At 73.9% G+C, this 24985-nt stretch carries 23 protein-coding genes, 1 tRNA gene and 1 pseudogene; 18 read left to right on the top strand and 7 right to left on the bottom strand.

The features are described 5' to 3' along the window. Nucleotides 1-536: 536 nt before the first annotated feature. Nucleotides 537-1727, bottom strand: a pseudogene (locus tag ABZ858_RS18570) (glycosyltransferase); the annotation flags it as partial. A 279-nt stretch (nt 1728-2006) separates the two neighbouring features. Here ABZ858_RS18570 and ABZ858_RS18565 point away from each other — a divergent pair. The 7 genes from ABZ858_RS18565 to ABZ858_RS18535 all read left to right on the top strand — a co-directional run bounded on the left by ABZ858_RS18565 (nt 2007) and on the right by ABZ858_RS18535 (nt 6693). Further along, complete coding sequence (locus tag ABZ858_RS18565) at nt 2007-2246, top strand: chaplin (protein ID WP_361379070.1); 240 nt, start codon at nt 2007-2009, stop codon at nt 2244-2246. 228 nt (nt 2247-2474) lie between these two features. Beyond that, a complete protein-coding gene (locus ABZ858_RS18560) occupies nt 2475-3248 on the top strand; it encodes a hypothetical protein (protein ID WP_361379067.1) in 774 nt (257 codons plus the stop codon). 332 nt (nt 3249-3580) lie between these two features. Further along, nucleotides 3581-3859, top strand: a complete 279-nt coding sequence (locus ABZ858_RS18555; protein ID WP_361379064.1) for a hypothetical protein — start codon at nt 3581-3583, stop codon at nt 3857-3859. A 10-nt stretch (nt 3860-3869) separates the two neighbouring features. Further along, the gene (locus ABZ858_RS18550) at nt 3870-4481 is read left to right on the top strand and encodes a vitamin K epoxide reductase family protein (protein WP_361379061.1); all 612 of its coding nucleotides are present in this window, start codon (nt 3870-3872) and stop codon (nt 4479-4481) included. A gap of 183 nt (nt 4482-4664) precedes the next feature. Next, a complete protein-coding gene (locus tag ABZ858_RS18545) occupies nt 4665-5186 on the top strand; it encodes a hypothetical protein (RefSeq protein ID WP_361379058.1) in 522 nt (173 codons plus the stop codon). Nucleotides 5187-5297: 111 nt separating this feature from the next. After that, nucleotides 5298-5843 carry a tyrosinase family oxidase copper chaperone gene (locus ABZ858_RS18540; protein WP_361379055.1) on the top strand — a complete coding sequence of 182 codons (546 nt, stop codon included), beginning with the start codon at nt 5298-5300 and terminating at the stop codon, nt 5841-5843. Continuing rightward, nucleotides 5827-6693, top strand: a complete 867-nt coding sequence (locus tag ABZ858_RS18535; RefSeq protein ID WP_361379052.1) for a tyrosinase family protein — start codon at nt 5827-5829, stop codon at nt 6691-6693. Before ABZ858_RS18540 ends, ABZ858_RS18535 begins: the two co-directional genes overlap by 17 nt. An 89-nt stretch (nt 6694-6782) precedes the next feature. Here the strand turns inward: ABZ858_RS18535 and ABZ858_RS18530 are convergent, their stop codons facing one another. Both ABZ858_RS18530 and ABZ858_RS18525 read right to left on the bottom strand, forming a co-directional pair. Beyond that, nucleotides 6783-7061: a chaplin gene (locus ABZ858_RS18530; RefSeq protein WP_361379049.1), complete on the bottom strand. Its 279-nt coding sequence runs from the start codon at nt 7059-7061 to the stop codon at nt 6783-6785. A gap of 247 nt (nt 7062-7308) precedes the next feature. Continuing rightward, nucleotides 7309-7381, bottom strand: a tRNA-Arg gene (locus ABZ858_RS18525). Nucleotides 7382-7658: 277 nt separating this feature from the next. On the opposite strand from ABZ858_RS18525, the gene ABZ858_RS18520 reads away from it, so the two are divergent. The 9 genes from ABZ858_RS18520 (at nt 7659) to ABZ858_RS18480 (ending at nt 18980) form a co-directional block, all read left to right on the top strand. Continuing rightward, nucleotides 7659-9281, top strand: coding sequence for a dynamin family protein (locus ABZ858_RS18520; RefSeq protein WP_361379046.1), 1623 nt, complete (start codon nt 7659-7661; stop codon nt 9279-9281). A gap of 428 nt (nt 9282-9709) precedes the next feature. Then, a complete protein-coding gene (locus ABZ858_RS18515; RefSeq protein WP_361379043.1) occupies nt 9710-11629 on the top strand; it encodes a YfjP family GTPase in 1920 nt (639 codons plus the stop codon). Nucleotides 11630-11863: 234 nt separating this feature from the next. Beyond that, on the top strand, nt 11864-12340 hold the full coding sequence (locus ABZ858_RS18510) for a single-stranded DNA-binding protein (protein ID WP_361379040.1): 477 nt from the start codon (nt 11864-11866) through the stop codon (nt 12338-12340). A 280-nt stretch (nt 12341-12620) separates the two neighbouring features. Beyond that, on the top strand, nt 12621-14057 hold the full coding sequence (locus ABZ858_RS18505) for a Cys-Gln thioester bond-forming surface protein (RefSeq protein ID WP_361379037.1): 1437 nt from the start codon (nt 12621-12623) through the stop codon (nt 14055-14057). Between the two features lie 463 nt (nt 14058-14520). Then, entirely contained in the window at nt 14521-15249 is a 729-nt protein-coding gene (locus tag ABZ858_RS18500; RefSeq protein ID WP_361379034.1) for a DUF6308 family protein, read from the top strand. A 6-nt stretch (nt 15250-15255) separates the two neighbouring features. Beyond that, nucleotides 15256-15840, top strand: coding sequence for a hypothetical protein (locus ABZ858_RS18495; protein ID WP_361379031.1), 585 nt, complete (start codon nt 15256-15258; stop codon nt 15838-15840). 310 nt (nt 15841-16150) lie between these two features. Next, nucleotides 16151-17815, top strand: a complete 1665-nt coding sequence (gene ettA, locus ABZ858_RS18490) for an energy-dependent translational throttle protein EttA (protein ID WP_361379028.1) — start codon at nt 16151-16153, stop codon at nt 17813-17815. Between the two features lie 5 nt (nt 17816-17820). Continuing rightward, entirely contained in the window at nt 17821-18231 is a 411-nt protein-coding gene (locus ABZ858_RS18485) for a thioesterase family protein (protein WP_361379025.1), read from the top strand. Beyond that, nucleotides 18228-18980 (top strand): hypothetical protein, encoded by a 753-nt coding sequence (locus tag ABZ858_RS18480; RefSeq protein WP_361379022.1) that lies wholly within the window; start codon nt 18228-18230, stop codon nt 18978-18980. The genes ABZ858_RS18485 and ABZ858_RS18480 overlap by 4 nt, the downstream gene beginning before the upstream one ends. A gap of 41 nt (nt 18981-19021) precedes the next feature. Here ABZ858_RS18480 and ABZ858_RS18475 read toward each other — a convergent pair whose 3' ends face one another. The 3 genes from ABZ858_RS18475 to ABZ858_RS18465 all read right to left on the bottom strand — a co-directional run bounded on the left by ABZ858_RS18475 (nt 19022) and on the right by ABZ858_RS18465 (nt 21907). Continuing rightward, a complete protein-coding gene (locus ABZ858_RS18475) occupies nt 19022-19975 on the bottom strand; it encodes an ABC transporter ATP-binding protein (RefSeq protein WP_361379019.1) in 954 nt (317 codons plus the stop codon). Nucleotides 19976-20135: 160 nt separating this feature from the next. After that, entirely contained in the window at nt 20136-21314 is a 1179-nt protein-coding gene (locus ABZ858_RS18470; protein ID WP_361379016.1) for a hypothetical protein, read from the bottom strand. Between the two features lie 188 nt (nt 21315-21502). Further along, on the bottom strand, nt 21503-21907 hold the full coding sequence (locus ABZ858_RS18465) for a globin (RefSeq protein WP_361379013.1): 405 nt from the start codon (nt 21905-21907) through the stop codon (nt 21503-21505). A 130-nt stretch (nt 21908-22037) separates the two neighbouring features. Between ABZ858_RS18465 and ABZ858_RS18460 the strand changes: the two genes are divergently transcribed. Then, the gene (locus ABZ858_RS18460; RefSeq protein WP_361379010.1) at nt 22038-23033 is read left to right on the top strand and encodes a methyltransferase domain-containing protein; all 996 of its coding nucleotides are present in this window, start codon (nt 22038-22040) and stop codon (nt 23031-23033) included. Nucleotides 23034-23057: 24 nt separating this feature from the next. On the opposite strand, the gene ABZ858_RS18455 is transcribed toward ABZ858_RS18460, so the two are convergent. Further along, complete coding sequence (locus ABZ858_RS18455; protein WP_361379007.1) at nt 23058-24239, bottom strand: epoxide hydrolase; 1182 nt, start codon at nt 24237-24239, stop codon at nt 23058-23060. 104 nt (nt 24240-24343) lie between these two features. Between ABZ858_RS18455 and ABZ858_RS18450 the strand changes: the two genes are divergently transcribed. Next, nucleotides 24344-24913, top strand: a complete 570-nt coding sequence (locus ABZ858_RS18450) for a CGNR zinc finger domain-containing protein (protein WP_361379004.1) — start codon at nt 24344-24346, stop codon at nt 24911-24913. Nucleotides 24914-24985: the final 72 nt, after the last annotated feature.

Here is a 24985-nt window from a genome sequence, read left to right as displayed (position 1 = left end):
TCCCTGGGCTCGGTGGGCACGTCGTGCCGCCCCGCCGGCACCGGGGAGACCCCCGGCGCCGCCCCCGACCCCGGCACCTCGGCCCCGTCGGCCGGTGACCGGGGCGTCCCGGCGGCGGTGGACGCCGGGGGCGGCGGGGACGGGAGGGGCGGGGACGGGAGGGGTGGGAGGGGCGGGAGCACGGAGGATGCGGGGGGCGCGGGGGGCGCAGGGGACATGGGGGGCACAGGGGGTTCGGTGGGGGTGGGCGGGTCAGCGGGGGCTGCCAGAGCTGTAGGAGCCGCCGGGGCTGCCGGGGCTGCCGGGGCTGCCGGGGCTGCCGGGGCTGCCGGAGCCGCCGGGGTCGCCGGGGTCGCCGGGGCTGCCGGGGTCGCCGGGGCTGCCGGAGTCGCCAGGTTCGCCGGGGTCGCCGGGGCTGCCGGGGTCGCCGGGGCTGCCGGAGTCGCCAGGTTCGCCGGAGTCGCCAGGTCCGCCCCGGCCGGGCGGTCGGCATGGGCGGGCAGGGGTGCTGCCACCGCGTGGCGGGGGAGGGGGGCGAGCAGGTCGCGGTAGAGGGCCGTGATCGCGGCGGCGGCACGGCGGACGTCGTGGGCGGCGAGCACATGGCGGCGCCCGGCCCGGCCGAGGGACTCCCGCAGCGCCGGGTCGAGCAGCAGCGCGGTGACCGCCGCCGCCAGCGCCGCCGGCTGCCCCGGCGGGACGAGGCACCGCGCGGCGAGGGCGGCCGGCAGGCTCTCGCGGGCGCCGTCGACGTCCGTGACCACCACGGGCCGCCCGCAGGCCATCGCCTCCAGCGGGGCCAGCGCCATGCCCTCCCAGCGGGACGGCAGGACGACGAGATCGGCGGCCCGGTACCAGGGGGCGGGATCGGCGACGGCCCCCGCGAACAGCACGGAGTCCGGCGCGAGCCGCCGCAGCCGGTCGCGCTCGGGCCCGTCCCCGACCAACGCGAGGCGCGCGCCCTGCACGCGGTCACCGACCGCCTCCCAGGCCCGCAGCAGCACGTCCTGCCCCTTCTGCCGGCACAACCGCCCCACACACACGACGAGCGGCGCCCCCGCCCCGCCCACGGCCCCGAGCCCGTCCGGCACCCCGAGGTCGCCCGGCCCTCCGAGCCCGTTCACCTCCGCCTCCGCCTCCGCCTCCGCCTCCGCTTCCGCTTCCGCCCTCGCTCCGTCCGGGCTGAACCGTTCCGGATCGACCCCGTTCGGCACGACACACCAGCGCGCGGCGATCCCTGCCCGCACGCCGGTCGTACGCTCACGCTCGCTGACGCACACCACCCGCGCGGTCCACCGGGCACCCGCCCACCGCTCCCACGCGCGGGCGAGCACCGCGGCGCCCCCGCCGACCGCCTCGAACGACCAGGCGTGCGGCTGGAACACCGTGGGCACCCGCCCGCGCAGGGCCAGCCGTCCGGCCAGCCCGGCCTTGGCGCTGTGCGCGTGCACCAGCTCCGGCCGTACGCTCTCGATCAGCCGTACGAGCCGGCGTACTTCCCCCGGGAGTTCCGCGCCCGGCGCGCGCGTCGCGTGCCAGGGGCGCACGTCCGCGCCGAGCCCCCGCAGCTCTCTGCCGAGCGCGCTGTCCGGGCAGGCGACGGCGACATGGAAGCCGTCCGCGAGCTGAGCCCGCACCAGCTCCGTGACGACGCGCGCGACCCCGCCGTCCACGGGCTGGGTGATGTGCAGGATCCGCGGCCGGTGGTCGGTGGGTGACTGGTGCATGGGCGCGGATTCCTCGCTCAGAAGGCGCTCGGGACGGGACGGGAACGCGCGTCGTCGCCTCTTCCGGGTGTCCGTCGAAGAGGTGGGCCGAGAGATCCGCAACTCTAGTGGTGAATCGGATTAATGCCGTGAAATGGGACAAGTGTGTCGGATTGGTGAAGCCGCGCCGCTCCGGAGATCACTCTTTCGGCGGCACAACTCCCGGCGATCCCAGGCGTTGACACAAGGCCGGGCATTCCCGCCCGGATGTTTTTGCGTCAATTCAAGGAGCACCTCTCCATGTCGCGTATCGCCAAGGCCCTGGTCCTCACCTCCGCCGCCGCGGCGGCTGTCGCCGGTGGTGCCGGCATCGCCGCCGCCGACGCCGGCGCGGGCGGCGTCGCCGCCGGCTCGCCGGGTGTGATCTCGGGCAATGTCATCCAGGTCCCGATCCACATCCCGGTCAACGTCTGCGGCAACACCATCGACGTCATCGGTCTGCTGAACCCGGCGTTCGGCAACACCTGTGTGAACGGCTGACGTTCGCGCGCGTTCGCTCGTTCGGCCGCTCTCCCCGAGGCCCGGTTCCCCGAGTTCCGTCGGCCTCACGGGTTCCGCCGGGCCCCTCGGCCCGGCCGGTTCCCCCCGGGAGGGCGGCCGTCGTCGTTCGTCCGAACGGCCGCACGGCGGGTGAGCGCTCGGTTGCGGGCGGCGACAAGCGCTTTCACGGTGGGTTCCAAGATCCGACGTCCGTCGAAAGGAACCCCCATGCGTGGTCTGCCCGCCCGCCGTGCCGCGTCCACCGCACTCTGCGCCGCCCTCCTGGCCGGAATCGGCGCTCCGGCCGCCATGGCGGCCGACTCGACCCGCGAGCACAGCCGTGCGGCGGCGCCGGGCTCCCCGCTGCCGGACGCCGACGCCCTGCTCGACCAGGTCAAGAACCTCGGTGACCTCGACAGCCGGCTCGCCCCGATCCGCGATCTGCTGACCGCCGTCCTCACCTCGGGCACCGGCGCGCTGTCCGCCGCCGACGCCACCAAGCTCGGTGACGCGGCGAAGGACGCCCTCGCCAAGGCGGACGCGGCGGTGGCGGCAGCCACGGCCGCCACCGCCACCGCCCCCCGCGCCGGGTCCGCGCCGGCGGTCCCCTTCACCACCGCGGCGGCCCAGGCAGCGCCGGCGGAGAGGAGCGTCCTGCTGCCCGCGCCCGCCGTGCGGGCGGCCGCCCCCGGCGCGGCCCCCGCGTCCCGGCAGCGGGCCGCCGACCCGGCGAGCGACGCGCTGACCGCGCTGCGGACGGCCCTCGACAACCTGCTGAAGGCGGTCACCTCCGGTGACACCGGCCAGGTGCTGCCGGCGGTCACCGGCCTGATGAAGGGCCTGACCGACCTCGTCGGCTCCGCCGTGCCGGACACCGGCCTCACCGCGCTGCCCAGCACCTCGGCGACGGCTCCGGCGGCCGTCTCCGCTTCGACCCTGCCGGCCCTCACCATCCCCGACATCACGCTCCCGGCCGAGCCCCCCGCGGCGCCGGCTTCCTGACCCACCGTCGGCCCCGCAGGCCCCGCAGGGGCCGCCGCGAACCGAAGACCACCCAGACCCAGCCACCCCGCTGCCCAGCCACCCAGCCGTCGTGCCGCCCGCCCCGGGCGGCACGACGGCTGCGGTATGCGGACGACCGCCCACAGAGCGGCGAAAGAACTCACAGAGCGGCGGAAGAACTCACAGAGCGGCGAAAGAACTCACAGGGCGGCGGAAGATCTCATATGACGACTCGGCAATCTCCCGCCCCGGGGTTTCCGCTCCGCCCGGGACTCGTTGGGCACGGTGACCCATCCCCTCCGGCGACCGCCGTCGCCGCGGAAAGGAACACGATGAAGTCCCTGAAGGCCGCCGCTGTCCTCGCCGGGTCCCTGGTCGCCGTGGGCGCCGCCGCTCCCGCGTTCGCCCACGACGCCGACCTGACCCCCACCAGCCTGAACGGCGCCGTGAACGCGCTCACCAAGGACCCCATCGACGTAGTGAGCCCGATCAAGCACCAGTCGGACGCCCTCGACACCCAGAAGAAGGGCTCCCTGCTGCACACCGTCAACGGCGCCACCAAGTCGCTGAACGAGACCCCGCTGCTCGGCGGCCTGCCGTTGCAGCGCTGAGCGGCCCGCAGTGTCGGCCGGCCCGCACGACCACCCCCGCCCCCAGGCCACGGACGCCGGCCGCGCGCTCGCCCTGCTGGTGGCGCTCGCCGGGGCGGCCGGACTCGTGGCCTCCTGGGCGATCACCCTCGACGAGTTCAAGCTGCTGAAGGACCCGCACTTCACCCCCGGGTGCAGCCTGAACCCGGTGGTGTCCTGCGGCAGCGTCATGAAGAGCGCCCAGGCGTCGGTGTTCGGGTTCCCCAACCCGATGCTGGGCCTGGTCGCCTACGGCGTCGTCGTCTGCGTCGGCGTGAGCCTGCTGGCCGGCGCCCGCTTCCCCCGCTGGTACTGGCTGCTCCTCACGGCCGGCTGCCTGTTCGGCATCGTGTTCGTGTCCTGGCTGCAGTTCGAGTCGCTGTACCGGATCGGCGCGCTGTGCCTGTGGTGCTGCCTGGCGTGGGCCGCCACCATCCCGCTGTTCTGGTACGTCGCCTCGCACACCGTCCGCACCGGCTGCCTGCCCGCTCCGGACGGGGTACGGGCCTTCCTCGCCGAGTTCACCTGGGTGCTGCCGCTGCTGCACCTCGCGGTGGTCGGCCTGCTGGTCCTGACCCGCTGGTGGACCTTCTGGACCGGCTGATCCGCTGCCGTCGCCGGGGGGCGCGTACCCGTCGACGTACTACGGGTCGTACCCGTCGACGTACTACGGGTCCCACCCGTCGTACTACTGCGGCAGCCGGGGGAATTGTGCGCTGGTGGCCGAACCGGGCTCGTTGACCGTTCGGACGTCGAGTCACCGAGCCTGGAAGGGGCCGTGCCTGTCATGAAGCCGACCACCCGAGGAACCCTTGCCGCCGTCGTCGCGGGCGTCGCGGCGGCCGTCGGCGCCGCCACCGCGACGCCCGCCGCCGCGATCGGCGTGGTCCCCGTCCCGGTCCCGCTGGGCGGCGCCGAGACCGCGCTGGGCACGGAACTGCCCAGGGTGGGCGGGCAGCTTCCGGTGCCGACCGCGGGCGGCCCGCAGGGGCCGCGGTTCACCGAGGGGCGGCTCGTCCCGGACAGCGCGGTGCCGCGGCTGCCGGTCGACGCGGGGCTGCCCGGCCTGGACGCGACCGCCCCGCTGGAGCACGTCCTCGGTGACGGCTTCGACCACGTCGGCGTGGACGCGCCCGCCTCCGACCTGCGGGCCCTGTCGCCGGGTCTGTCCCTGGGCGCCCCGCTGACCGCGCCGCGGCCCGGCCAGGCCGGCCTGCCCGACCTGACCCGGCCGGAGCTGGGCGTCCTCGCCCCTGTGCTGCGGGCCTCGCCGGGCGCCGACCTCGTGGCGGGCCCCGGCCCGCGCTGACCCCGCCCGCTCCCCTTCTGGCCGTACGGCGGTGACCGCGCGGCGCCTTCGGCGGTTACGGCTCCGGACAACCGAACCCGGACAACCGGACAACCGGACGAGGAGTGAGCCATGGTCGACGGCATCGGCGGAGCACGGGTCACGCCGGACGCGGCGGACGCAGGGGACGCGGCGGGCTCGGTGGACGCGGCGGGCGGGACGGAACCGGCGCCCGCCGCGGGCAGAACACGCCGGGAGGTGACCCGCCGCCTGCTGGCCTCCGCCGCCGTCGCCGCGGCGGCCCCGCTGGTCGCCGCCTCCCGGCCGCCGCGCCCGGCGGCCGGCCCGTGGGACGCCCCGGACCGCACCGCCTTCGAGGAGACCTACCGCGGTCGGCGCATCGAGGGCGTGTGGACCCCCGAGCGGGAGCACGGCGCCACCGGGGCGGGCCAGTGGTACGTCACCGTGGACGGCCGCCCGCTGCACCTGATGCGCCGCGCCGACGGCACCTGGCTGAGCATGGTCGACCACTACGGGTCGTACCGGACGCCGCTGGAGGCCGCCCGCGGCGCCGTCGACGAGATGGGCCCGGGCCGGCGGCTGCGCGACCTGGCCCCGGGGCCCCTCGGCGCACCGCACCCGCACAGGGGGGGAGAGCCCGGTGGCGTACACGCGTAAGAACGTCAGCAAGCTCACGCGCCAGGAGAAGCGGCGGTTCGTCGACGCGCTGCTGGAGGTCAAGCGGCGGGGCGAGTACGACGACTTCGTGCGCACCCACATCGCGTACTTCACCACCGACGGCGAGAGCGGGCTGCGCCCGGCCCACATGGCGCCCTCCTTCCTGCCCTGGCACCGGCAGTTCCTGCTGGAGCTGGAGCGGGCGCTGCGCCGGGTGGACTCCTCGGTGACGGTGCCGTACTGGGACTGGACGCGGGACCGCACGACCGGCTCCGCGCCCTGGAGCGCGGACCTGATGGGCGGCGACGGCCGGCCCTCCGACCGCCGGGTGACGACCGGCCCGTTCGCCTACGCGCACGGCGCCTGGACCATCCGGGAGGGGGTCACCGACGGGGAGTTCCTCACCCGGGACCTGGGGCGTTCGCGCGACCCGATCGCCCTGCCCACGGCGGCCGAGCTGGAGGGGGCGCTCAAGGACGGCGTCTGGGACGCGGCGCCCTGGGACTCGACCGTCACCCGGGGATTCCGCAACAAGCTGGAGGGGTGGGGCACCGGCCGGGGCAGCGCCTCCTGGCGCAACCACAACCGGGTGCACCGCTGGGTGGGCGGCGCCATGCTCGGCGCGGCCTCCGTCAACGACCCGGTGTTCTGGCTCCACCACGCCTTCATCGACCTGCAGTGGACCCGCTGGCAGCGCCGCCACAAGGGCGCCCGCTACCTGCCCGCGAACCCGCCGGGCCCCGGCGACGTACAGCACGGCCGGATCGTCGCACGGCACGAGAAGCTGCCGCCGTGGGACATCACCCCGGACCGGCTGGAGAACGTGGACCGGATCTACCGGTACCGGTGAGGCGTACGGGGAGAGCCCCGGCGCTCAGGGTGCCGGGGCTCTTCCGGGAATCCTGCCCTCACGGGCCGGTCCGGTGCCTGCGTAGGACGTCAGCCGCCGTAGCCGCCGGAGTCGCCCGCGCCGAGGTGGCCCAGGTTGGCGCAGGTGTTGCCGAAGGCCGGGTTGAGGATGCCGATCACGTCGATGGTGTTGCCGCACAGGTTGATCGGGACGTTGACCGGGATCTGGATCGTGTTGCCGGACACGACGCCGGGGGAGCCGACGGCCGCACCCTGGGCGCCGGCGTCCGCCATGGCGAGACCGGCTCCGCTGATCACCACGGCCCCCGTGCCGAGGGCGACGGCAGCCGCTTTCGCGATGCGAGACATCACGTTCTCCTAACTGATTCGGTGAGTGCGGCAGCAGGTCGCGCGTCCGCACGCCCCCTTCAACGCGGTCGTACCGTCCCGGTCACGGCGTATCGGCCGGGATCACCCGTTTCGAACTGCGGAAACCCGGGCGGAGGAACTGCGGGAACCCGGGCGGAGGAGAAGAAGCGGGCCGCGGGGCACGGATGCCCGGACCGCGAAAAAAAGGCCCTCCCGGAGGGAGGGCGCGCACACCGCGTGAGCGGAGCGCCCCCGGCAGGACTCGAACCTGCGGCCAAGCGCTTAGAAGGCGCCTGCTCTATCCACTGAGCTACGGGGGCCTGGTGGGGGCCGGGGACAAGGATAGGGCTCCCGGGTCCTTGCCCCTGTTGCTTCGCCTCCGTGGCTCGATGTGGAGGTTCGGTGAAGCGGTCCTGATAATCGCAGGCAGGTGCGAATCGCGCATCGCTTTTGGCGCCTGGCGTACCGGGTGTTGTGCACTCGTTATGCCTGGACTGTGCCCTTGCCCCAGTCGTCCCTTCCATCCCTTGTGTTCTGTCGGCACGCAGACATGCTCATATGCTTCAGAATTCCCCTAAAATTGGGCATTCTTCGCATGTGGTGACCTTGGACGTACGGCCTCAGCTGCTCGAAGCACTCTCCGCCCTGCGCGACCGTGTCGCCGCCGCACGCTTCCCGCTGCCCCTCGCGGGGGCCCCACGCGCGCGTGCCAACCGCGACGAACTGCTCGCCCAGCTCGACGACTACCTGGTGCCGCGGTTGAAGGAACCCGACGCGCCGCTGCTGGCCGTCGTCGGCGGGTCCACCGGCGCGGGGAAGTCCACGCTCGTCAACTCCCTTGTCGGGAGGCGGGTCAGCGAGGCGGGCGTGCTGCGGCCGACGACCCGGACCCCGGTGCTGGTCTGCCATCCGGAGGACCACCACTGGTTCAGCGGGATGCGCGTGCTGCCCGACCTCGCGCGCGTGTGGGTGCCCCGCCAGGAACCCGCGGCGGCCCTGCCCGGCGACGACCTGGCGACACCCGAGGACGACCCCGCGCGCGTGCTGCGCGTGGAGACCGTCGAGACCGTGCCCCCCGGCCTCGCCCTCCTGGACGCGCCCGACATCGACTCCCTGATCGCCCACAACCGCGTACTGGCCGCCGAGCTGATCTGCGCCGCCGACATCTGGGTCATGGTCACCACGGCCGCCCGCTACGCCGACGCCGTCCCCTGGCATCTGCTGCGCACCGCCAAGGAGTACGACGCCACCCTGGTGACCGTCCTTGACCGGGTGCCGCACCAGGTCGTCTCCGAGGTCTCACGGCAGTACGGGGCGCTGCTCACCAAGGCCGGGCTCGGCGACGTACCGCGGTTCACCGTGCCCGAACTGCCCGAGTCGGCCTGGGGCGGCGGGCTGCTGCCCGCCACCGCCGTGGCGCCGCTGCGCACCTGGCTCGTCCACCAGGCCCATGACCCCGCCGCCCGGCAGCACGCGATGGCCCGCACCGCCCACGGCCTCCTCGACTCGCTCAAGTCCCGGATGCCCGAGCTGGCCGGCGCCGCCGCCGCGCAGCACTCGGCCGCGCTGCGGCTGAACTCGGCGGTGGACTGCGCCTACGACGGCGAGCACGCGCGCGTGCGGGGCCGGTTGCAGTCGGGGGCCGTGCTCGCCGGGGACGCCCTCAAGCGCTGGCGTGCCTTCCCGCTGGACTGCACCGCCGGTGAACTGCTCGACGCGCTCGTGGAGAGCCTGGGCGCCCTGCTGCTGTGCGCCGTGACCGCCGCCGACGAGCGCATCGACGACACCTGGCGGCGCGATCCCGCCGCGGGCGCCCCGGGCCTGGGCGACCACGCGCCCGCCGTGGAGAGCGCCGAGCACCGCATCGGTCTTGCGGTACGGCGCTGGCGGCGCGAGCTGGAGGAGTTCGCGGAGGAGGAGGTCCGCGAGCTGGACCGGAGCATCGCGCCGGACCCCGAGGTCGTCGCCGCCCTGGCCGCCACCGGGCTGCTCGGGGGCCGCCGGGGACGCTCCGCGGGCGAGGGCCTGGCCGAGCGGATCGGGGCGCACGGCGCGCTGCGGCTGCGCGACCGCGCCGGGCGGCTGCTCGCCGACTACCTGGACCGGGTGATGCACACCGAACGGGAACGCCGGCTGGCCCCGCTCGACGCCCTGGAAGTGCACCCCGAGCCCCAGGCTGAACTCATCGCCGCGCTGTCCGTACTGCTGAAGGAGAGGTGACAGTGACCGCCGTCACTGATCAGGACCCTACGGAACACACCGCTCGGACGAAGGGCACGGCCGCCACGGACGGACACAGGACATCGGACACCGGCGGCACCGGAAGTGCCGGGAGCACCGGAAGTGCCGGGAGCACCAGAAGTGCCGGGAGTGGCGGAAGTACCAGAAGCGCTGGGAGTGCCGGGGGAACCGGGGGTGCCGGGAGCACAGGGAGTGCTTCGGAACCGGTGGGGCCGCGGCCCGGAAGGGGTGCCCGGAGGGCCGACGGGGCCGAGGGTGCCGAGAGCACGGCGGGGGCGGCGGGGACGACGGGGGCGGCGGGGGCGGCGGTGGGCGCGGAGCGGTCCCCGGGGCCACGGGGGGCCAGGGAGCAGGCGGAGGGCGCCCGGCCGCCCCGCGCGGGCCGGCCGGGTGGCCCCGCGGCCCCCGTGGCCGCCGCCCACGACGTACCCGCCGGTGACGGCCCGGACGTACGGACCGCCGCCGACCGCGCCCCCGCCCGGCGCGACGAGCGCCCCACGCGCGCGGACGCCGACGACCGACCCGCGCGCGGGAGGGACGACGACCACCGTCCCGCGCGCGGGAGGGACGACGACCACCGTCCCGCGCGCGGGAGGGACGGTGACGCCCGGGGCCGTGCCGAGGCCGACGGGGTCTGGGACGACGGGCTGATCGCGCGCCGGGTCACCGAGACCGGCCCGGCCGTCCCCGAGTTCGTACAGGCCGACCCGCGGCCCGCCCGGTCCCTGCCCGTGCCGCCGCTGGCCTACGACGGGCCGCTGCGCTCACGCCTGGACGCGCTGCGCGAACTGGTCGGCCTCTCCCGCACCCGGCTGGACAGCCGCACCCTCGCGGAGGCGGGACGCGTCCTGGACGAGGCGGCGGCGCGCCGCCGCCTCTCCGGGCAGCACACCGTCGTGGCGATCGCGGGCGCCACCGGCAGCGGCAAGTCGCAGCTGTTCAACGCGCTGGCCGGGGTGGCGATCTCGGAGACCGGCGTGCGCCGGCCGACCACCGCCGCGCCCATCGCGTGCAGCTGGAGCGACGGCGCCGCCGGCCTCATCGACCGGCTCGGCATCCCCGGCCGGCTGCGCAGGCGCCCCGTGCAGGGCCCGGACGCCGACCCGCAGCTGCGCGGCCTGGTCCTGGTCGACCTGCCCGACCACGACTCGGCCGCCGTGCAGCACCGCGAGCACGTGGACCGCATCCTGGGCCTGGTCGACGCGGTCATCTGGGTGGTCGACCCGGAGAAGTACGCCGACGCCATCCTCCACGAGCGCTACCTGCGGCCGCTGGCGGGCCACGCGGAGGTCATGTTCGTCGTCCTCAACCAGGTCGACCGGCTCCCCGGCGAGGCCGCCGACCAAGTCCTCGACGACGTGCGCCGGCTGCTCGACGAGGACGGGGTCGCCCTGGGGGAGTACGGCGAGCCGGGCGCCACCGTGCTCGCGCTGTCCGCGCTGACCGGGGACGGCGTCGGGGAACTGCGCGAGGCGCTCGGCCAGTTCGTCGCGGAGCGCGGGGCCGCGGCCCGGCGCATCGCCGCCGACGTGGACGCGGCCGCGGCCCGGCTGCGGACGGTCTACGCCACCGGGCGGCGCGCCGGGCTCAGCGAGGAGGCCCGCGAGGAGTTCGCAGCCCGGCTCGCGGACGCGGTGGGCGCCGTCGCGGCGGGCGAGGCCGCCGAACGCGCCTGGCTGCGCAACGCGGGCCGGGCGTGCGGGACGCCCTGGCTGCGGCTGTGGCGCTGGTACCAGGACCGGCGCGAACCCCCCACCGGACGGCTGCCGGTGCGCACGCAGCCGGACGAGGAGGCCACCGCGCGCCAGCGCGTCGAACAGGCGGTGCGCATGGTGGCCGACCGGGCGGCGGCCGGGCTGCCGGCGCCGTGGGCGCTGGCGGTGCGCGAGGCCGCCGTACGCGGCGCCCAGGGGCTGCCCGAGGCGCTGGACGACCTGGCGGCGCGGGCCGGACTGCCGCCGGGCCGCCCGCCGCGGCCGGGCTGGTGGCCGGCGGCGGTGCTGGCGCAGGCGTCGATGACGATCCTCCAGGTGGTCGGCGGGCTGTGGCTGGTCGGGCAGATCGCCGGCGTGCTGTCGCCGAACCTCGGGGTGCCGGTGCTGCTGATGATCGCCGGCATCGTCGGCGGGCCGATCGTGGAGTGGAGCTGCCGGATCGCCGCGCGCGGCCCGGCCCGGCGCTACGGCCAGGAGGCGGAACGCCGGCTGCGGGAGGCGGCCGCGGGGTGCGGCCGGGCCCGGGTCCTCGACCCGGTGGCCTCGGAGCTGTTGCGCTACCGGGAGGTGCGGGAGCAGTACGCGCGGGTCGCGGGGGCGGGCACGGGATGAGGCGGAGCGGCACCCGCCGAGAGCATGGACGCGGACGCCGTCACCCGTCCGGGTGAGGGAGTTGTCCACAGGCGGGCGGCGGTCCACAGGGCCCGGCGGGCTCGTCCCGGTACCGGCACTCTGATTCCGCGGCGATCGCGACGGACGCGGTCACCGCGGCAGAGGCAGCCGTACGGGACGGGCCCGTACGTGTGTCCGCCCGGCCCGGACGGCCGGACGGGGGAGGGGACGACCATGAACGAGACGATGCTGTGCGTCGTGGGCAACGTGGCGACGCAGCCGATGTACCGGGAGCCGGCGTCGGGGGTGTCGGCGAGGTTCCGCCTGGCGGTCACCTCGCGCTACTGGGACCGCGAGAAGAACGCCTGGACCGACGGGCACACCAACTTCTTCACGGTGTGGGCCAACCGCCAGCTCGCCGCGAACGCGGTGGCGTCGCTGAACGTGGGCGACCCCGTCGTCGTACAGGGCCGCCTGAAGGTGCGCACCGAGACCCGCGACGGCGCCCCGCGCACCTGGGCGGACATCGACGCCGTGGCGATCGGCCACGACCTGGCGAGGGGAACGGCGGCGTTCCGCCGCTCCGTCCGCGCTGAGCCGGGCACACCGGCCGCGACGGGGACCACGACCGCGCCGGAGCAGTCCGGGCAGCCCGAGCAGCCCGAGCCGGCCTGGGAGACACCGCGGCGCGAGCCGGCCACCGTCACCTGACGGCGACAGCCCGTCACCACGGGCGGGCCGCGGAGCGACGGCTTGTCGGCGGACGCGCACCCGCTCCCCACGCGGGTGGATTTGTCGATAAGCCCTGCTCACGACGGGCTTTCGGGTGATACGGCGATAACGATTCCGATTCGGATCACCCATCTGACGATCACACAGCAAGCCCTGGTGCGCGAGATCCATAGGATGCCGAAGTAGCTCTGTGAGCTTGAAGCTTCTGCTGGTGGGACCGCACCCCCACGTCAACGGGTCCTGCTCGAAGGGGAATTCTGTGAGTGCTTCGTACGCTGCGTCGGCCGCGCGCAGGCGAGGGGCGGCTCGTCTCGCCGCCACGGCCCTGGCATCCGGGCTGCTCGCCGCGGGCGCCCTGGCCGGTGCCGGCGCGGCCGCCGCCGACACGGAGCCGCAGAGCCAGGGCGGCGCCACCGCCACCCTGGGCGGACTGAAGACGTACGGCGCCGCCGTCCTCCACGACGCGGCCGGGGACCATCCGATGTCGGCGGGCCTGTTCGAGATGTCCGTGGACGGCGGCGGCATGCTGCAGACGTACTGCGTCGACATCCACAACCCCGCGCAGCGGGACGCCAAGTACCACGAGACCCCGTGGCGGGGCACCTCGCTCGGCGCCGACAAGAACGCCGGGAAGATCGGCTGGATCCTGCGCAACTCCTACCCGCAGGTCAACGACCTGGCGGCGCTCGCCGCCAAGGCCGGGGTCAGCAACCTCACCGAGCAGGACGCGGCGGCCGGCACCCAGGTGGCCATCTGGCGCTACTCCGACGGCGCGCACGTCGACGCCGTCGACCCGGAGGCGGAGAAACTCGCCGGCTACCTCCAGAAGGAGGCCGGCAGCGTCGCGGAACCGGCGGCCTCGCTGAGCCTCGACCCGCCCGCGGTCTCCGGGCACCCCGGTCAGCGGCTGGGCCCGGTGACGGTCCGCACCGGCGCGGGCAGCGTGGCCGTGTCACCCTCGGCCGACGCCGCCGCCGGCGGAGTACGGATCGTCGACAAGAACGGCAGGCCGGTCACCTCCGCCAGGAACGGCACCCAGCTGTTCTTCGACGTGCCCAAGAGCGCCACCGGCGCCGACACCGCGCCGGTCCGGCCTGGCGCGGCGGGCTCGGCCGCACTGACCGTCCAGGCCTCCACCACCGTCCCGGTCGGCCGCGCCTTCAGCGCCGACAGCCGCAGCCAGACGCAGATCCTGGCCGGTTCCAGCGAGTCGACGGTCTCCGCGACCGCCACCGCCGCCTGGGGCGCCCAGGGCCCGATACCCGCCCTGTCCGCGGCCAAGGACTGCGCCAGGAGCGGCCTGGACATCCGGGTGGTCAACAAGGGCGACGCGGCGTTCGCCTTCGCCCTGACGGGCACCGGGTACAGCGTCCCCGCGCGCACGGACCGCACGGTCACCGTCCCGCTCCAGGAGGACCAGGCCTACGACTTCACGGTCAACGGCCCCGACGGCCGCGGCCACCGCTTCACCGGCGTCCTCGACTGCAAGACCCAGGGCAGCACGATCGGCACCAGGACCCAGACCCTCAGCGAGCCCACCCCGGTCACCGCCGGCAACCTCCCGGCAGGCCCCGACCTCGCCGACACCGGCAGCACCGGCACCACCCCCCTGATCGCCGCCATCGGCCTCAGCCTCCTGGTCCTGGGCGGCACGGTCCTGAGCATCATCCACAAGAAGAGGGCGACCCAGGAGTGAGGGGACGGGCAGCCATGGCTTCCGCTGTTCGAAGCGCGTGCTGGGTGATGACACGCGGCCGAGGGTGGTGACCACGATCATCGCCCGGCCTCAGCCGCGTATACCCCTTTTGTCCCGCGCCGGTCCGCATCCGCTGCCAGGACCGCGTCGGCAGCCGGTTGGCGGTCCGGAGCACGCTCAGCCTCGCGGCCGGAGTGGTGACCTGGTGATTGGATCGCACTTCCACGACATAGCCCAGGCCTGACTCGCACAGGATCGGGCCGCGTGCTCGCCTGCGGTCCCGTCAGCAATGAAAAGACGATCACGGAATCAAGGTTGGGGACCGTGTTGCCCAAGGCAGGCAAGGCCGGATCTATGATCCGAGCGTCCAGCCGTGGCATATCGAGGCGGCCGCTCCCTTGCGGGAATCGCTGCCTGATAATTTGCCCCCTGCCGCATGTGCGGCGCGGGCGCGGGGAGGGGCATGAGCGGGGAGACTGTGCGTGTCGGCGGCCGAAGCGTGGCGCTGGACCAGGCCACGCAGTGGATATGCCAGTACTTCGACGCTGAGGCGAACCGGGCGGCTGCGGCAGCCGTGAAGGGCAGACCGTATGCGTTCCCGGCCTACGACCGGATGGACACCGGAAGCGGGCCGAACGAACTCAACGACGGGGACCTCCTGGCACCGGTGCTGCTCAACGTCGCGCCGAAGCTGCACGCCGTCCTGAACCTTCAAGCTGTGCGCCCGGACCTGGAGGCGGTACTCGCGGCGATCCCGCCAAGGCTCACCCTGCAGGATGCGGTCGCCTCCGGCACGCACGCGCAGCCATTGCACCGTATCGGCGGGATGCTCGATGGCCCGGCCCCGCTCCGAGGGGTGGGCGGGACGATTCTGATGAAGATCATGCACCGCAAGCGTCCCCTGTTCCTGCCGCTCTACGACACCCAGGTCTACGCCTGCTACTGCGGGCCTGCTGCTCAGTATCCGATCAAGAAGTCGCCCCAGCGCACCTGGGCGGAGTTCCTCCGGCTTCTCGGCGATGCCATGGCGCGTGACCTGGACGAGCAGCCGGATACGTGGAAGACGCTGATGACATGTGTCCCGGACGACGTGAGCGTGCTGCGCGTTCTGGACGTCGTCGCATGGAACCTGGGCGGTGGGCTCGGGGCGCGTACCCCTGAGCCCGTCCACTTGAGCGACAGCCCGGAGTAGTGAGACGTGGCCGACCAGCCCGCCCTGCCGGCGGGACCTCCAGCCCCGGTCACTGACCAGCAGATTCGCGATGCCCTCCGACAGGCGCTGCTCACGGTGTGGACAACGGAGTCGGATCTGGTGAGCGAGGGTGTGAACGAGCGCGCCGTCATCGCCCGCGTCGCACTCGCACTGCAGGCGGCGATCACGTCCTGGGGCGGGCCATGGCGAGTGGACGTCGAGTACGACCGGTGGCATCACCCCGAGTTCGGAGTGATCAAGAAGGCCCTGTACGTCGACGGCTCCGACGCAGCGGATCGCAGGTCCGTGTACCCGGATCTGATCCTCCATGACCCGCATGGCTGCTTCCAAGAGCGCAACCTGCTCGCTCTGGAGGCCAAGCGAGGGCATCCCCGGCGTCGTGACCGTGACTTCGATCTCGCCAAGCTCCGCGCTTATCTGCGTGAGCTGCATTACCGTCAGGCCGCCTACCTGGAGTTCGATGGCCGTGGTGGGCCGCCCCGGCTGCAATGGTTCCATCTGCGAGACGGCCAAGTTCAGGCCGCTGGCGTCGAGGACGGTTGGCAGCAGAGCGTGGGCCGAGGATCTTAGGAGACCCTCCCAGAGTTCCCGAGCTGTGACGGTTGGGGGTAGCGGCTCAAGCCGAGGTGGTCCCCGAGTCCCGAGCGCGGGAACTCCCGTCGTCGCCCACCGAGTGATCACCTACTGGGTCGTCCCAGGGCCGCACGACGGTGCCCAAGACCGGACAACTGCGACCGACGGTGGCAGCGAGTCGCAGCCGTCACCGGAAAAGCACCAGCTCACAGCCCTGCCGACGCACTGGTTTCCATCCAGGGGTGGCGGTCAGGCAAGATGGGGTGTATCTGCCCACTGCCAGATTCAAGCTGCCGGACGGTTTCTCTTGGCTGAGTTCATTTACACCATGCGCAAGGCGCGCAAGGCGCACGGCGACAAGGTGATCCTCGACGACGTCACCCTGAATTTCCTTCCGGGTGCCAAGATCGGCGTCGTCGGCCCGAACGGTGCCGGTAAGTCGACCGTGCTGAAGATCATGGCGGGCCTTGAGCAGCCCTCCAACGGTGACGCGTACCTGTCGCCCGGTTACACCGTCGGCATCCTGCTCCAGGAGCCGCCCCTGACCGAGGACAAGACGGTCCTGGAGAACGTCCAGGAGGGCGTCGCCGAGGTCAAGGGCAAGCTCGACCGGTTCAACGAGATCGCCGAGCTGATGGCGACCGACTACTCCGACGCGCTGCTCGACGAGATGGGCAAGCTCCAGGAGGAGCTGGACCACGCCAACGCCTGGGACCTCGACGCCCAGCTGGAACAGGCCATGGACGCGCTGGGCTGCCCGCCCGGCGACTGGCCCGTGGCCAACCTCTCCGGTGGCGAGAAGCGCCGCGTGGCGCTGTGCAAGCTGCTGCTCGAAGCTCCTGACCTGCTGCTGCTCGACGAGCCCACCAACCACCTCGACGCCGAGTCGGTGAACTGGCTGGAGCAGCACCTGGCCAAGTACGAGGGCACCGTCGTCGCGGTCACCCACGACCGGTACTTCCTGGACAACGTGGCCGGCTGGATCTGCGAGGTCGACCGCGGCCGGCTGCACGGCTACGAGGGCAACTACTCCAAGTACCTGGAGACCAAGGCCACCCGCCTCAAGGTCGAGGGGCAGAAGGACGCCAAGCGGCAGAAGCGCCTCAAGGAGGAGCTGGAGTGGGTGCGGTCGAACGCCAAGGGGCGCCAGGCCAAGTCCAAGGCCCGTCTCGCGCGCTACGAGGAGATGGCCGCCGAGGCCGACAAGATGCGGAAGCTGGACTTCGAGGAGATCCAGATCCCGCCGGGCCCGCGCCTGGGCAACGTGGTCGTCGAGGTCGACAAGCTGAACAAGGCGTTCGGTGAGAAGGTCCTCATCGACGGCCTCAGCTTCACCCTGCCGCGCAACGGCATCGTCGGCGTCATCGGCCCCAACGGCGCCGGCAAGACCACCCTGTTCAAGATGATCCAGGGCCTGGAGACGCCGGACTCCGGCGACATCAAGGTCGGCGAGACCGTCAAGATCTCCTACGTCGACCAGAGCCGCGCCAACATCGACCCGAAGAAGACGCTGTGGGCCGTCGTCTCCGACGAGCTGGACTACATCAACGTCGGCCACGTCGAGATGCCGAGCCGGGCGTACGTGTCCGCGTTCGGGTTCAAGGGCCCGGACCAGCAGAAGCCGGCCGGGGTGCTCTCCGGCGGTGAGCGCAACCGCCTCAACCTGGCGCTCACCCTCAAGCAGGGCGGCAACCTGCTGCTCCTCGACGAGCCCACCAACGACCTCGACGTCGAGACCCTCTCCAGCCTGGAGAACGCGCTGCTGGAGTTCCCCGGCTGCGCCGTGGTCGTCTCCCACGACCGCTGGTTCCTCGACCGGGTCGCCACCCACATCCTCGCCTACGAGGGCGACTCCAAGTGGTTCTGGTTCGAGGGCAACTTCGAGTCGTACGAGAAGAACAAGATCGAGCGGCTCGGACCGGACGCCGCCCGGCCGCACCGCGCCACGTACAAGAAGCTGACCCGGGGCTGATCGGCTTGCGCCACCTGTACCGCTGCGCCCTGCGCTGGTCGGACATGGACGCGTACGGCCATGTCAACAACGCGGTCTTCCTCCGCTACCTGGAGGAGGCCCGCATCGACTTCCTGTCCCGCCGGGACACGCGGTCGCCCGAGGGGTCCGTGGTGGCGCGCCACGAGATCGACTACCGGCGCCAGCTCGTCCACCGGCCCGACCCGGTGGACATCGAGCTGTGGGTCACGGAGATCAAGGCCGCGTCCTTCACCCTCTCCTGCGAGGTGAAGGACGCGGACGCCGTGTACGTGCGGGCGTCCACCGTCGTCGTACCGTTCGACTTCGAGGAGCAGCGGCCGCGGCGGATCACCGCCCAGGAACGCGAGTGGCTCGGGAAGTACGCGGACGAGGCCGGGGAGGCCGTCGCCGCATGACGGTGCTGCACCTCGCCGACGGGACGGAGGCGGCCGACCTCGCCGCCTTCCTCTCCCGGCTGCTGCACTACGACCGGGCCGCCGCCGTGCGCCTCCAGGCGGCGGGCACCGCGCTCGCGGTCTTCGGCCGGCCGGCCTCCTTCGAGGTGCTGGCGGTGCGCGCGGTGCGCCTGGCCAAGCCGTACGAGAACGGGCTCGACGTCACCCTGGACGTGACCGTCTCCGCGGGCGAGCTGCTGGAGTCGGTCGACGAGACGGCGGCCACGGCCGCCGTGCCCGCCGCGGTGACCGGGCCGCCGTGGGCGGGGGTGCTGCCGCCGCGCGGCGGCTGGCGGCCGGAGCCGGGGCTGCCCCCGGTGGAGGCCCTGCGCACGCTGGTGTCCGCCGCCGTCGCCGAGTTCCGCTCCCGGACCGGGGAACTGCCGCCCGAGCGGCGCACCCGCGGCGAACTCGACCGGATCGGGCACGAGATCTGGTCCCGGACGGTCGGGCGCACCCGGCTGCCGGTACGGGCCGTGCACGCGGCCCAGTCCCTGGGGTTCCTGCGGGCCGCCGCCGCGTCCGCATCCGCCTCCGCCTCGGCCTCCTCCGCCTCGGCCTCCTCCGCCTCGGCCTCCTCCGCCTCCGCCGGTGAAGGCGGTCTCGCGCTGTTCGCGTCGGGGGCCTGGCTGCGGCTGCGCACCCCCTACGGGTCGATCGCGGTACGGCAGGCCGCCGGACTCGGGACGCTGGGCATCAGCGTCCGCTGAGCCATTGTCCGCCGGCCCGCTGATCCGCCGGCCGCGGGCGGTCAGCCGTGGTCGCCGTCGTCCGGGCGTACCGCGATGTGGTCCGGCTCCAGTTCCAGCGCCACGCGGTCGCGCATGCCGAGCGCCCGGGTGTACTCGGCGGGCAGCTGGAGGCGGCCGGCCCGGTCCAGCATGGCGTACTCCCGGCTCACCACCCGCTCGTCGCCGGTCGCCGCGTCCACCTCGCTGCGCCGCAGCACCTCCGTGGAGGTGCGGCCGTCGCGGATGGCGACCGTGCGGCGGACCTCGGTGGCCACCGCCTGGTCGTGGGTGACGATGGTGGTGCCCAGGTGTTCGTTGGCGGTGCGGAACGCGGCGAAGACCTGCTCGGCGGTGTGGGAGTCGAGTTCGCCGGTGGGCTCGTCGGCGAGCAGCACCGCCGGATCGTTGGCCAGGGCCACCGCGATCGCGACGCGCTGCTGCTGGCCGCCGGACAGCTGGTGCGGGCGCCGGTCCCGGCAGTCGCCCACCTCCAGCAGCTCCAGGAGTTCCACCGCCCGCTCGGCCTTGGCGCGGCGGGCGCGGCCACGGGAGCCCGCCAGTTGCATGGGCAGGGCGACGTTCTGCGCGGCGGTCAGGTACGGCAGCAGGTTGCGGGCGGTCTGCTGCCAGACGAAGCCGACGACCTCGCGGCGGTAGCGCAGCCGGTCCTTGGCGGTCATCGCGAGCAGGTCGTGGTCCCCGACCCGGGCCGCGCCGGCCGTGGGGGTGTCCAGTCCGGCGAGGATGTTCATCAGGGTGGACTTGCCGCTGCCCGAGGCACCGACCAGCGCCATCAGCTCACCCTGCCGCACCAGCAGGTCGAGTCCTTGGAGCGCCTGCACCTCCACCCCGTCGGCGGTGAAGACGCGCACCAGCCGGTCGCAGGTGATCAGGGCGTCGTGGCCGTAGGCCGGTCCGGTGCGGTCCGCGGCGGCCCGTCGGGCCAGGTCCGCGAGGGTGGGATTCGTCGTCATCGGAGGACTCCTCGGACTCCTGCACAGCGGCTGCGGATACGGCTGCGGATACGGCGGTGGGGGCGGGGGCTCGGGCCGGGAGGGCCCGTACGGCCGGAAGAGGCGGCGTGGGCGGAAGGGACGGCAGGCCCGCAAGGGCGGGCGTGCCGCGCGGGCCCCCTCATCCCGCGTCCCCCGCCCGCAGCTCGCGCACCGAGCCCCTGCGGCCCGTCCACCACGCCTGCGCGACGGCGACCCCGACCGCGAGCAGCAGCACCGCCACGGCCGGCAGGGCCAGCAGCAGCGCCTCCGTGGCGGCCAGCGCCGCCAGCCGGGCCCGGGAGCCGCCGCGCGCCCGCAGCAGCCGGGTCTCGCCGGCCCGTTCGCTGCTCAGCAGCCGGGCCACCAGCAGCAGCGCGTAACCGGCGAGCAGGGCCAGTTGCAGGGCGGCGATCAGCAGGGTCGAGCGGGCGACGAGCAGGGAGCGGTCGATCCGGTCCAGGACGTCGGGCAGCGAGGTGCTGACCTCCGCCGTGCCGCCCGCGCCGGCCGCCGTGCGCAGCGCCGCCGCCCCGGCGCGGACCGCGCCGCGCAGCGCGCCGGTCCGCCCGGTGGTCAGCGTCGAGAAGTCCGCCGACGCCTGCCAGGCGGTCTGCCCGGCGCTCACCTTCCCGCCGGTGAGCACGGACGGGTCGGCGAGCAGCGGGCCGTACGTCGTGAAGTCGACCTTGCGCACGCCCCGCCCGCCGAGGTCGTCCAGCCGCCAGTAGGGCGCGTCGGCGCGGGCGGGCCGGTACAGCCCGGTGATCCGCACCCGGGCCCTCGGGCCGTCGAGCCGGTCCTCCAGGGTGAGCAGGGCGCCGGGCCCGATGCGCAGGCGCTGGGCTGCGGACCGGGGCAGTGCGGCCTCCAGCTCGCCGGTGGCCGTGGGGCGGGGCAGGCGTCCGGCGACGAGCCGCACCTCGGCCGGGTCCAGGGCCGCGAAGTACGTCAGGCCGGGGTCGCCGGACCGCTCGGCGGCGGGCTGGAGCGCGCGGGGCAGGGCGTAGGGGCCGGAGCGGACCAGGCCGCGCACGATCACCGGCAGCCCGTCGAAGGCGGTACGGGCCCGTTCGCGCACCGCGGCGTCGGCGGCGGCGCGCCCGGCCGCGGGTATGTCGGCCCTGACCACCAGGGTCGTACCGGCCGCGGTGCGCGGATCGCGCAGGGAGTGGCGCAGCGCGGCGTCGCCGATCGCGCCGGAGTAGGCGGTGAGCGTCGCCAGCACCGCCGTGGTCAGCAGCACCGCGAGCACGGCGGCGGTGAGCAGCAGCCGGTGTGCGCGCGCCCGGGACAGGACGAACGCCGTGAATCCCGCCACCCGGCTCCCCCCGAAGCTGTCCGGACCCGCGGGCGATGCTGTCAGAGGAGACCGGTGCGCGGTAAGCGCCGGTAGCACGAGCTTGATCGGATCGTGACCGGACATCGGCGTCGAACGACCGGAATTCGGGACTCCGGGTGACTCGGGGGGGGGCAAGGGGGACGGGGGTTTCGGTGGTCCCGGGAGGTTCAGCCCGCGGTGTTGACCATCGACGCCGCCGCGTACGTCAGGTAGTTCCACAGCGTCCGCTCGTGCTCCTCGGACAGGCCCAGCTCGTCGACGGCGGCCCGCATGTGCCGCAGCCACGCGTCGTGCGCGGCCCGGTCGACGGTGAAGGGCGTGTGCCGCATCCGCAGCCGCGGGTGGCCGCGCTGGTCGCCGTACGTCGTCGGGCCGCCCCAGTACTGGATCAGGAACAGCCGCAGCCGCTCCTCCGCCGGGCCGAGGTCCTCCTCCGGGTACATGGCCCGCAGGCCGGGATCGCCGGCGACCCCCTCGTAGAAACGGTGGACGAGCCGGCGGAAGGTCTCCTCCCCGCCGACCTGCTCGTAGAAGGTCTGCTCCTGAAGCGTGCCGCGACGGATCTCATTCACGCCTCCATCGTCTCAGACGGCCCGGCGCAGGACCGGGGACTTGAGGACCACCGGGCGGACAGGGCCCGCGGCCACGCGCCGGTGGGCGCGGGTGCTCGCCTCGCGGGGGATCGCACAGCACAGTGGAGCCATGGGCGCGCACGCGGACGGCAGCGAGGAGAAGGACCGGACGGCCCGCGCCGCCGCGGCGCGGGCCGGGCTGGTGCGGGAGATCGAGGCGAGCGGGGCCTGGGCGGCCGATCCGGTGTGGCGGGAGGCGTTCGCCCGGGTGCCGCGGCACCTGTTCGTGCCGTACTACTACGTCGCCACGGCCCGCGGCTACGAGCGGCGGTGGAGCGAGAGCCCCGACCCGAAGGCCCGCGAGCGCTGGCTGCGCGGGGCCTACGAGGACGTGCCGCTGGCCACCCGGCTGCGCGACGGCGAACTGGTCTCCTCCAGCAGCCAGCCCTCGCTCATGGCGCTGATGCTGGCCGAGCTGCGGGTGACGGACGGCGACCGGGTACTGGAGATCGGCTCCGGCACCGGCTACAACGCGGCCCTGCTCGCCCACCGGCTCGGTGCCGACGCGCTGGTCACCACCGTCGACCTGGAACCGGAGATCACCGAGTCGGCGCGCCGGCACCTGGCCGCCGCCGGGCACCGGCCGGCCGTCGTCACGGGCGACGGCGCCCGCGGGGTCCCCGAACGCGCCCCCTACGAGCGGATCATCGCCACCTGCGAGCTGCCCTCGGTCCCGCGCGCCTGGCTCGCCCAGTGCGCCCCGGGCGGCCGGGTCCTCACCCCGCTCGCCACCGGCCTGGCCGCGCTCACCGTCCACGGCGCCGCGCACGCCGAGGGCCGCTTCCTGGACTCGCCCGCCTACTTCGTCCCGCTGCGCGGCACCGGCGGCCGCGGACCGGCGGCGCCCAGCCTGGCGGGCGTGCCCGCCCGGGGCCGCGAGGACGAACTGTTCCGCTTCCTGCTCGCGCTGAGCGGCGGCCGGACGGACCCGCGCCAGGCGTACGCCCTGTGGGAGCGCGAGGGGCGCCCGCGCCGGGAGCGTTACGGCATCACCGTGCGCGGCCCGCGCGCCTGGGCCTGGCTTGACCACCCGGAGGGGCCGTACACCTGGCCCCTCCCGGAGTGATCCGGACCCGGCGGGGCGACGGCCTCATGACCGGCGGCCACGGGCGGCCAGCACGGCCGCGAGGCCCTCTTGCAGATCCTTGACGAAATATCCGGGAACCTCCAGTGACGGGAAATGCCCTCCGGCCTCGGGCGCCCGCCATCGGACGATCCGCCGGAACCGCTCCTGCGCCCAGGCGCGCGGACACTTCTCGATGTCGCGGGGATACACACTGATCGCCGACGGGACATCGACCCGGAGTCCGGGATCGAGCGAGTCGTGGCTCTCGTAGTAGATGCGGGCCGACGACGCGCCGGTCCGCGTCAGCCAGTACAGGGTGACGTCGTCCAGAACGCGGTCCCTGGACATCGTCTCGAACGGGCTGTCCTCGGTGTCGGTCCACTCGGCGAACTTGTCGAGGATCCAGGCGAGGAGCCCGACCGGTGAGTCGACGAGCGAGTATCCGATGGTCTGCGGCCGGGTCGCCTGCTGCTTCGCGTACGCCGCGCGATGCCGCCAGAAATCGCGGGTCTCCTCGGTCCACGCGCGCTCGGCCGCCGTCAGCCCTTCCGCCGTCAGCCCGGGCGGTGCCTGCGCGGTCGTCGTGTGGATGCCGAGGACGTGCCCCGGGTACCTGCCGCCGAGGACCGTGGTGATCACACCTCCCCAGTCGCCGCCGTGGGCCACGAACTCGCGGTAGCCGAGCCTCTCCATCAGCTCCACCCAGGCGGCCGCGATCTTCTCGATGCCCCACCCGGTGGTGGCCGGCTTGTCACTGAAACCAAAACCCGGCAGCGACGGGACCACGACGTGGAACGCCGGCGCGTCCGCGTCCTCGGGGTCCGCCAGCTCGTCCACCACGTCGACGAACTCGGCGATGCTGCCCGGCCAGCCGTGCGTCAGGATCAGCGCGGTGGCGTCCGGGCGCGGGGACCGGCGGTGCAGGAAGTGGATTCCCAGGCCGTCGATGGTCGTGCGGAACTGGCCGATCCGGTTGAGGCGCGCCTCGAACGGGCGCCAGTCGTACCCGGTGCGCCAGTAGTCCACGAGGTCCACGAGGTCGGCGAGCGGAACGCCCTGGTCCCAGCGGTCAGGACCGGGCGCGGCGCGGTGGACCGTCTCGGCTTCCGGCAGCCGTGCCGCGGCCAGTCGCGCGCGCAGGTCGTCGAGGTCGGCGTCGGTCGCGTGGACTTCGCATGCCTGTACGTCGCCGGCTTGACGGTTCATGAGACCTCCTGGTCGGCGGTGGAACCGGCCCGGGATCTCTCGGAACCGGCTAAGACGGTTCTAACACGGGCCGGTGCCGGCGTACAACCGGCTAAGGTGGTTCCATGAGTGCCCGGTTCCCCGACTTCCGCCTCGGCAAGGTGCTGGCGACCAGCTTCACGGGGACTCTGTCGGAGCGTCATGGCGACGCGGTGGAGCGCATCCCCACCCCGGCCCGACTCGTCGACTGGCTGGCGGTGAGCGGCCTCGCCGTGGAGTCCTGCACTCCCGCCCAGCTCGAACGCGCGTGGGAGCTGAGGGAATCGATCCACGCCGCCGCGACGGCGGCCGCGCGCCGGGACCCTCTCCCGGAGGCCGCTGTCCAGGTCATCAATGACCGCAGCACTCAGGGCCGGGCCGCGGCTGTCCTGACGCCCGAGGGCACCCGGCAATGGCGACTCGGCTCGGCTTCCGGCGTGGAGGATGCCCTGGGTGTCATCGCCGCCGACGCGATCAGTGTCATCTCGGGCGAACGGGACGGGACGTTGGCCCTGTGCTCATCGCCCACCTGCCGAGCGGCCTTCTTCGACACCAGCAGAAGCCGCACCCGGAAATGGTGTGACATGAACACCTGCGGGAATCGCCAGAAGAAGGCACGCTTCCATGCCGGCAAGCGCGGACATCCCGGATCGTGAAGTGGCCGCCGGCCGCGGCGGCCTGGCCGCACGAACCGACGAGTCCGCCGTTCGCCTGCCAGGCCGCCTTTC

Source organism: Streptomyces sp. NPDC047017 (genome assembly GCF_040644175.1).
Lineage (GTDB): Bacteria > Actinomycetota > Actinomycetes > Streptomycetales > Streptomycetaceae > Streptomyces.
This window is presented reverse-complemented; position numbering and strand designations above follow the sequence as displayed.